The following is a 7,743-nucleotide window of genomic DNA, read 5'->3' as shown; positions in this document are numbered from 1 at the left end:
GGACTGGGCGGGCCTCGTCCGCGCGGCCACCGGCCACCTGGTCGGCTCGCTCCGCACGGCCGCCCAGCACCCCGGCGTCGGCCTGCGCCTGTCCATGACCGGCGGCGGGGACTCGCGCGCCGTCTTCGCCGCCATGCGCCGGGCGGATCCGGACACGGAGAAGTCGACCTTCACCTCGTCCAACTCCCCGGCCCCCTCCGCGGTCCTGGACCGCACGATCGCCCAGGAGGTCTGTGAGTCCCAGGGCGTCTCCCTCGGCCCCAACCCCCAGGCGCCCGAGTTCGTCCGGACCATGTATCCGAATCCGATGGCCGTCTGGTACCTGTCCGGCATGGGCCTGCACGCCCACATCCAGACGTATCGCTCCTTCAGCGGCACCCCGGGCTCCCTGTCCCTCACCGGGCACGGGGTGAACGCCTTCAAGGTGAGCTACGGACGGCGGACGACGCGTGCACTGGCCGACGGGCTCGCATCCTTCGACCCGGTCAACGGCGCCGTGCTCGGCGAACGGCTGCTGGAGACCTGCCGCAGGTTCGGCGTGGACGAGGACCACCCGGACGGCAGCGAGGTTGCCTACTTCCTCACCCGAGGGCCCCTGCACGCGGGCAGGTACACCGCCACCAGCCTCCTCTCGGCCCCGCCGATGGCCCAGCGCCGCTTCATGGCGACCATCTACGCGACCGCCGACTCGCCGCGCTCGCTCCCGCACCGCCTGCGCCGCACGAGCGCGGTGTCCCAGTCCCGCATCAACAGCGGCATCGCCCATGTGGTGACCTGCATGCTCCTGCCCGAGGCGGCCCGTGTCCGCTACGACAAGCCGCGGAAGAACGTGGACGCGGAACGACTGGAGATCATCCTGGACGAGGTGCGCGGACCGCTGCGGGACGAGGAGATCCCGCACGTCACCGCCTACGGCACCCCAGACGACGTCACCAGCGGCATCGCCGAGACCCTGCTGCAGATGGTCGCAGCCTGGGGGATGGACGCCCGGCCCCTGCCTGCGGAGATGCTGGACCTCGTGGACCGCGCCGAGCGCGTGGTGCAGGCCAACGGTCTCACGGAGACGTACACCCCGATCCTGGAGCAGGCCACCCGGGACCTGGTGGCTGGCAAGGGGCCGGGCTCCATCAGGCCGCTCGGCAAGGTCCTCACGTTCCTCGCCTTCGAGGACCCGGCCCGGCGCGGGAAGCGGACCCTGCGCGAACGCCTCTCCCGGAGGCAGCGGCCGCGCAGGGACCTGCTGGCCGCAGGGTGATCCGATCCGCGGGCTGATCCGGCCGGCGGGCGGCCCTGCCGGGAATCGGCCTCTGCACCAGTCCGCTGGACGCCCGCTCAGAGCACGTCACGCGGAGTCACTCGCGTACACGTGACGTCACCGGCGTTCACGGGGCGCAACACGGTGTGCGCCGGGGCCCGCCGCGGGCGTCTCATGGATGCCCATGAGCACCCACACCGCACAGCACACGAGCACCGCGGCCGCTCCCACGGAGGTCCCGGTCCTGGACATGTCCACGCTCCGCCTGCCGGACGGCTCCCGGAACCCAGAGTTCCTCGAGCGGTTGAGGCACGCGGCGCACACGGTCGGGTTCTTCCAGATCGTCGGCTACGGCGCGCAGCCGGGCCAGGTGGAGGACCTGTTCCGGGTCACTGCCGACTTCTTCGCCCGGCCCGAGGCGGAGAAGATGGCGCTGCACAACCAGAACTCCCCGCACTGGCGCGGCTACTCGGCGATCGCCGCAGAGCGCACCCAGGGCCGCCCGGACTCCCGCGAGCAGCTGGACTTCTCCCCTGACCGCGAGCCGGTGCCGGCGGAGCGGATCGGCGCAGACGAGCAGTACTGGCACCTGCAGGGCCCCAACCAATGGCCGGAGCAGATGCCTCAGCTGGAGCAGACGGCGATGGCCTGGACCGCCCTGATGGACCGGGTGGGCGAGGAGCTGCTCGGTGCCCTGTGCGTGGCCATCGGCCTGGACGAGGACCACTTCGCCGACGCCTTCGACCAGGACCGGGCCTGGATGGCCAAGCTCGCGCACTACGTGGGCGGCGTGGCCGAGGCCGGCGCCCAGGGCGTGGGACTGCACGCGGACTACGGCTTCATCACCCTGCTGCTGCAGGACGAAGTCGGCGGGCTGGAGGTGCGCCCCTACGGCCAGGACGCGTGGCTGCCCGTGGACCCGATCCCTGGCGCCCTGGTGGTGAACCTCGGCGAGATGCTCGAGGTGGCCACGGACGGCTACCTCATGGCCACCATCCACCGCGTGCAGTCCCCGCCGGAGGGCGTGGACCGCTACTCGGTGCCGTTCTTCTACTCCCCGCGGCTCGATGCGGTGATCGAGCCGGTGGAGCTGCCGGCCGAGCTGGCAGCGCAGGCCCGCGGCGCCTCGGACGACCCGGACAACCCGATGCTCTCCTCCTTCGGCGCCAATATGCTCAAGGGCTTCGCGCGCGCCCACCCGAAGGTGACGGAGAGGTTCCACCCGCACCTGTTGGGCTGACAGTCCGGGCGGACGCCCAGCAGAAGACAGACGACGGCCACGCACCTCGGTCGGGTACGTGGCCGTCGTCGGGGGTCCGTGGACCGGTCAGCCGGTCACCGGGCCGGGATCAGGCGCTGTGCGAGCCGCCCTCGTGGTCGCGGCGCGGGGCGCCGTCCGCGGCATCGGCACGGGCTGCCAGCTCTTCGCCGGTCATGCCCTGCTTCACCAGGCCATCGGCACGCAGCTCCCAGAACTCGGCGTTGCGGATGCCGACCTTGCGCGGGTCGAACTGCGGGTCCAGGCCGGCCTTCTTCTGCTGCTGGTAGTCCTTGAGGGCCTTGAGGGCCGGGCCCTGCAGCAGCAGGATGCCGACGATGTTCAGCCAGGCCATGGAGCCCACACCGATGTCGCCGAGGCCCCAGGCGGCGCCGGTGGTGGCGACCGCGCCGTAGGCGACGGAGACGAGGATCAGGCCCTGCACCACGCGGACGGCGCCGCGGCGCACCAGGCCGCTTTTGATGTTGCGGACCAGGAACGAGGTGTTGACCTCGGCCATGTAGTAGTAGGCCACCACGGTGGTGAAGGCGAAGAAGCCGAGGGCGATCGCCACGAAGGTCGGGCCGAAGCCGGCGAACACGGTGTCGAAGCCGTTCTGCACGAAGGCCGGGCCCACGGCGACGTCCTCGGCGATCTTGCCGGTGTAGATCATGTCCGAGTTCTCCGAGCCGCCGGAGAACACGTGGAACATGTCCGTGGAGATGATGATGAACGCGGTGGCGGAGCACACGAACAGGGTGTCGATGTACACGGCGAAGGCCTGCACGAAGCCCTGCTTGGCCGGGTGGGACACCTCGGCCGCGGCGGCGGCGTGCGGGCCGGTGCCCTGACCGGCCTCGTTCGAGTAGATGCCGCGCTGCACGCCCCACTGGATGGCGAGGCCGATGATGGCACCGAAGACCGCGTGGGCACCGAAGGCGGAGGAGAAGATCAGGCCGAAGACCTCGGGGATCTGCTGGAAGTTCACGAAGAACACGATCAGCGCCATGATGATGTACAGCACGGCCATCACGGGCACCACGAGGACGGCGAAGGCGGCGATGCGCTTCAGGCCGCCGATGACGATGAAGGCCAGGGTGATGACCATACCGATGGCGACGACCCAGTGGGGCACACCCCAGGCCTCGTTCACCGCGGCGGCCATGCCGTTGGCCTGCACGCCCGGCAGGAAGTAGGAGGTGGCGAACACGGTCACGATCGCGAAGAGCACCGCGTAGACCTTGAGGGCGCCGCCGAACTTGGTGTGGCGGTAGGCCTTGGCGAAGTAGTAGGCCGGGCCGCCGCGGTACTCACCGGTGTCCTTGTCCTTCTCCTTGTAGATCTGACCGAGGGTGGACTCGACGAAGGAGGTGGCGGACCCAAGGAAGGCGACCGTCCACATCCAGAAGACGGCGCCGGGACCGCCGAAGGCGATGGCGGTGGCGACGCCGCCGATGTTGCCCATGCCGACGCGGCCGGCGAGGGACATCATGAGGGACTGCAGGGACGAGGTGCCGTCGGCGGACTTCTCACCGCGCTTGAGCTGGGCGAGCATGTCCGGGATGCAGCGCACCTGGAGGAACGCGGTGCGGAGGGAGAAGTAGACGCCCGCCAGGAGGCAGAGGCCCACGAGGGGAAGCGACCAGATGACGTCATTGGCCGACCCGATGAGGTCTTCGAAGGACATGGGAGACTCCGGGATTCGAGAACAGTGCGAGTGCACCGGCTGGCCCGGACCACATCAGTGGACTCACTGTGAGGCAGGACACGGCCGGCTGGTGGTGAAGCATACGCCACATCGTGAGCCACGTCTCACACGTCTACTATATGTCCCTGCATGCGAAGAGCCCCCTGACCGAAGTCAGGGGGCTCTTCCTTCCGCGGAGGATGGGGGATTTGAACCCCCGAGGGCGTGAACCCAACACGCGTTCCAGGCGTGCGCCATAGGCCGCTAGGCGAATCCTCCTTGGCGCGCCCTCGGCCGGCGGACCGGTCAAGGGCAGACTCGAGCTTACACCACACCTTCACCTGGATGCCAATCAACGGCCACCTCCCCCGTCGTCGCCGCCCGAATCGCCCGCCCGTGGGTTCACTGCTAGAGTGGTCCGCGGCCCCTCACGTGGTGTCATCTCGCTGAACTCCCCCAGGACCGGAAGGTAGCAAGGGTAGGTGGGCTCTGGCAGGTGCGTGGGGGGTCTTCGACTTCCCCGGATTCCTGCGCCGCTCGGCGCCTCCGCACCGCCCACTCGAGGAGGCCTTCGGATGCCCGCCGGTCGCTATGCCCCCTCCCCCACCGGCCAGCTGCACGTGGGGAACCTGCGCACCGGGATGCTGGCCTGGCTCGCCGCCCGCGCCTCGGACCGTCCGTTCCTGCTGCGTGTGGAGGACCTGGACCGCGTGCGCTCCGGCGCCGAACAGGCCCAGCTGGCCGAGCTCGCCGCCGTCGGGATCACGTGGGACGCCGAACCGGTGCGCCAGTCCGAGCGGACCGCCCTGTACGAGAAGGCGGTGGCCGCGCTGCGCGCACACTTCGGTGAGGACGCGGTCTACGAGTGCTACTGCTCGCGCAAGGACATCGCCGAGGCCTCGTCCGCGCCGAACGGTCCGGCCGGACAGCACGACGACGGCACCTCCTCCGCCTCCGCCTCACCACTGCGTCCGCCGGGCTTCTACCCGGGCACCTGCCGCGGGATGTCCGAGGAGGACCGTGCGCGCCGCCGGGCCGAGCGGCCCGCCTCGCTGCGCGTGGACGCCGCGCTGGTCGCCGGCCTCGCCCCGGGCGAGGTCCCGGAGGCCGCGGCCGAGGACCTGGTGCACGGCACCGTCACCGGCCTGGTGGACGACATCGTGGTGCGGCGCAACGACGGCGCGTACGCCTACAACCTGGCGGTGGTGGTGGACGACCTCGATCAGGGCGTGGACCAGGTGGTCCGCGGGGACGACCTGCTGGACTCCGCGCCGCGCCAGCGGTGGCTGGCGCAGGCGCTGTGCGCCGCCCGGGGCACGGCCTGCCCGGACGTCGAGTACCTGCACGTGCCGCTCGTGGTGAACGCGGAGGGCCGGCGCCTGGCCAAGCGGGACGGTGCCGTCACCCTCGAGGACCTCGGCGCGGCGCTCGGCCTGGAGCTGCCCGCGGTCGGCAAGCGCGTGCGGGACGCGATGCTCACCTCCCTCGGGCTGCCCGCCGGCCCGCTCGAGGCGGCGGTCGCGGCGTTCGATCCGCGGGCCCTCCCGCGTGAGTCCTGGGTGTTCGACGAGGCCGCCTTCACCGGCTGAGGGGTCAGAGGACCTCGGCGATCCGGTCGAACTCGAGGCGGCCCTGGCGGGGCTGCTGGGCCTTCTCGTGGTCGGCCGGGGCGTGGCCGACGTTGAGCACGCAGAGCGTCTTCCAGCTGTTCTCCCGGTGGAACTCGGCGTCGATGCCGTCGCCGTCGAAGCCGGCCATGGGACCGACCTGCAGGCCGTGGGCGCGCAGCGCGAGGATCAGGTAGCCGATCTGCAGCCAGCCGTTCGGGCGGCCCATGGACTCGCGCATCTCGGGCTTGCCCTCGGCGTCCTCCGCGAAGCCCTCCCGGAACGGGGCGAGGTGGGGCATGTGGCGGTGCCAGTCCATGTCGAAGGAGGCGATCAGCGTCAGCGGGGCCTTCTGGGTCTTCTCCCGGTTGAACGCGACCATGTGCGGCACCAGGCGGGCCTTGGCCTCCTCGGAGGCGATCAGCTCGAGGCGCATCGGCTGGTTGTTCATGGCGGTGGGAGCCCAGCGCAGGTCCTCGTACACGCGGCGGATCAGGTCCGGGTCCACCGGCTCGTCCGTGAAGAGCAGGGTGGTGTGGGATCCCTCGAAGAGGACGTCGAGGGCCTCACGGTCCAGGCGCGCGCCCGGGTCCTCGGGGGCGGCCGTGCGGGCGTGGTCCTCGGCGTCGGTGTGCAGGTCTGCGGTGGTCTGGGTCATGCCGGGGACAACCCCACCGCCGTCCACAGCTATTCCCGGCCCGTTCCACCGTGTCCGGGTCAGCGGATAGTGTTCTACGGGTGAGCACCGCCCTGTATCGCCGCTACCGCCCTGACCGGTTCGAGGACGTCATCGGGCAGGACCACGTCACCGTCCCGCTGCGGACCGCCCTGTCCAAGGACCGGGTGAACCACGCGTACCTGTTCTCCGGTCCGCGCGGCTGCGGCAAGACGACGTCGGCACGCATCCTCGCCCGCTGCCTCAACTGTGCCCAGGGGCCGACGTCCACCCCGTGCGGCGAGTGCGACTCGTGCCGAGACCTGGCCACGGGCGGCCCGGGCTCGCTGGACGTGCTGGAGATCGACGCCGCCTCGCACGGCGGTGTGGAGGACGCCCGCGGCCTGCGCGAGCGCGCCACGTTCGCCCCGGTGCGGGACCGCTACAAGATCCTCATCATCGACGAGGCCCACATGGTCACCTCGGCGGGCTTCAACGCCCTGCTGAAGATCGTGGAGGAGCCGCCGGAGCACCTGAAGTTCATCTTCGCCACCACGGAGCCGGACAAGGTCATCGGCACCATCCGCTCCCGCACCCACCACTATCCGTTCCGGCTGGTGCCGCCGGAGCCGTTGATCGCGTACCTCGAGCAGCTGTGCTCCGCGGAGTCCACGCAGGTGGACCCGGGTGTGCTGCCGCTCGTGGTGCGAGCCGGCACCGGCTCCGTCCGTGACACCCTCTCCGTGCTGGACCAGCTGATCGCCGGCGCCGCCGAGGGCCGCGTGGACTACGACCTCGCGGTGAACCTGCTCGGCTTCACCCCCGAGGCCCTGCTGGACGACGTGGTGGACGCGCTCGCCGCGGACGACTCGCAGACCGTGTTCAAGGCCGTGGACCGCGTGGTGCAGTCCGGCCAGGACCCGCGCCGGTTCGTGGAGGACCTCCTGGACCGCTTCCGGGACCTGGTGATCGCCCGCGCCATGCCGGACCAGGCGTCCGTGGTGCTGCACGGCGTGCCGGAGGACCAGGTGCGCCGCCTCGCCGCGCAGGCCGCACAGCTGTCCCGTGCCGAGCTCTCCCGCCTGGCGGACATCGCCAACGAGGCGCTGTCCGAGATGGTCGGCGCCACCAGCCCGCGCCTGCACCTCGAGCTGCTCATGGCGCGCCTGCTGCTGCCCGCCTCGGATGACACGCACCGCGGCCTGTCCGCCCGTTTTTTTCCTGGAGGCCCTGGAGCGTCGCCTGGCGTACGCCGGCGGCTCTGTTCCCGACGACGGCGGC

At 71.0% G+C, this 7,743-nt stretch carries 6 protein-coding genes, 1 tRNA gene and 1 other RNA gene; 5 read left to right on the top strand and 3 right to left on the bottom strand.

The features are described from left to right. Both AC2W7A_RS06875 and AC2W7A_RS06870 read left to right on the top strand, forming a co-directional pair. Positions 1-1,255, top strand: a 1,255-nt coding sequence (locus AC2W7A_RS06875) for a hypothetical protein (protein WP_485990704.1), incomplete at its 5' end; no start/stop codon positions are given. Between the two features lie 184 nt (positions 1,256-1,439). Beyond that, positions 1,440-2,495 (top strand): isopenicillin N synthase family dioxygenase, encoded by a 1,056-nt coding sequence (locus AC2W7A_RS06870; RefSeq protein ID WP_485990703.1) that lies wholly within the window; start codon positions 1,440-1,442, stop codon positions 2,493-2,495. 109 nt (positions 2,496-2,604) lie between these two features. Here the strand turns inward: AC2W7A_RS06870 and AC2W7A_RS06865 are convergent, their stop codons facing one another. Beyond that, positions 2,605-4,200, bottom strand: a complete 1,596-nt coding sequence (locus AC2W7A_RS06865; protein ID WP_485990702.1) for an alanine/glycine:cation symporter family protein — start codon at positions 4,198-4,200, stop codon at positions 2,605-2,607. Positions 4,201-4,394: 194 nt separating this feature from the next. Continuing rightward, a tRNA-Ser gene (locus tag AC2W7A_RS06860) sits at positions 4,395-4,479 on the bottom strand. Positions 4,480-4,619: 140 nt separating this feature from the next. Here AC2W7A_RS06860 and ffs point away from each other — a divergent pair. Together ffs and gluQRS are read left to right on the top strand one after the other, a co-directional pair. Beyond that, an RNA gene (gene ffs / locus AC2W7A_RS06855) (signal recognition particle sRNA small type) lies at positions 4,620-4,716 on the top strand. Positions 4,717-4,775: 59 nt separating this feature from the next. Further along, positions 4,776-5,789 carry a tRNA glutamyl-Q(34) synthetase GluQRS gene (gene gluQRS, locus AC2W7A_RS06850; RefSeq protein ID WP_485990701.1) on the top strand — a complete coding sequence of 338 codons (1,014 nt, stop codon included), beginning with the start codon at positions 4,776-4,778 and terminating at the stop codon, positions 5,787-5,789. Between the two features lie 4 nt (positions 5,790-5,793). Here gluQRS and AC2W7A_RS06845 read toward each other — a convergent pair whose 3' ends face one another. Further along, complete coding sequence (locus tag AC2W7A_RS06845) at positions 5,794-6,465, bottom strand: malonic semialdehyde reductase (protein ID WP_485990700.1); 672 nt, start codon at positions 6,463-6,465, stop codon at positions 5,794-5,796. A gap of 80 nt (positions 6,466-6,545) precedes the next feature. On the opposite strand from AC2W7A_RS06845, the gene AC2W7A_RS06840 reads away from it, so the two are divergent. Next, positions 6,546-7,743 (top strand): DNA polymerase III subunit gamma and tau (locus AC2W7A_RS06840; protein ID WP_485990698.1); only part of this gene is annotated, 1,198 nt, incomplete at its 3' end.

Source organism: Micrococcus sp. LASM2_SD2, assembly GCF_057364565.1.
The sequence above is the reverse complement of the archived record's forward strand: the minus strand, read 5'-3'. Positions and strand labels throughout refer to the sequence as shown.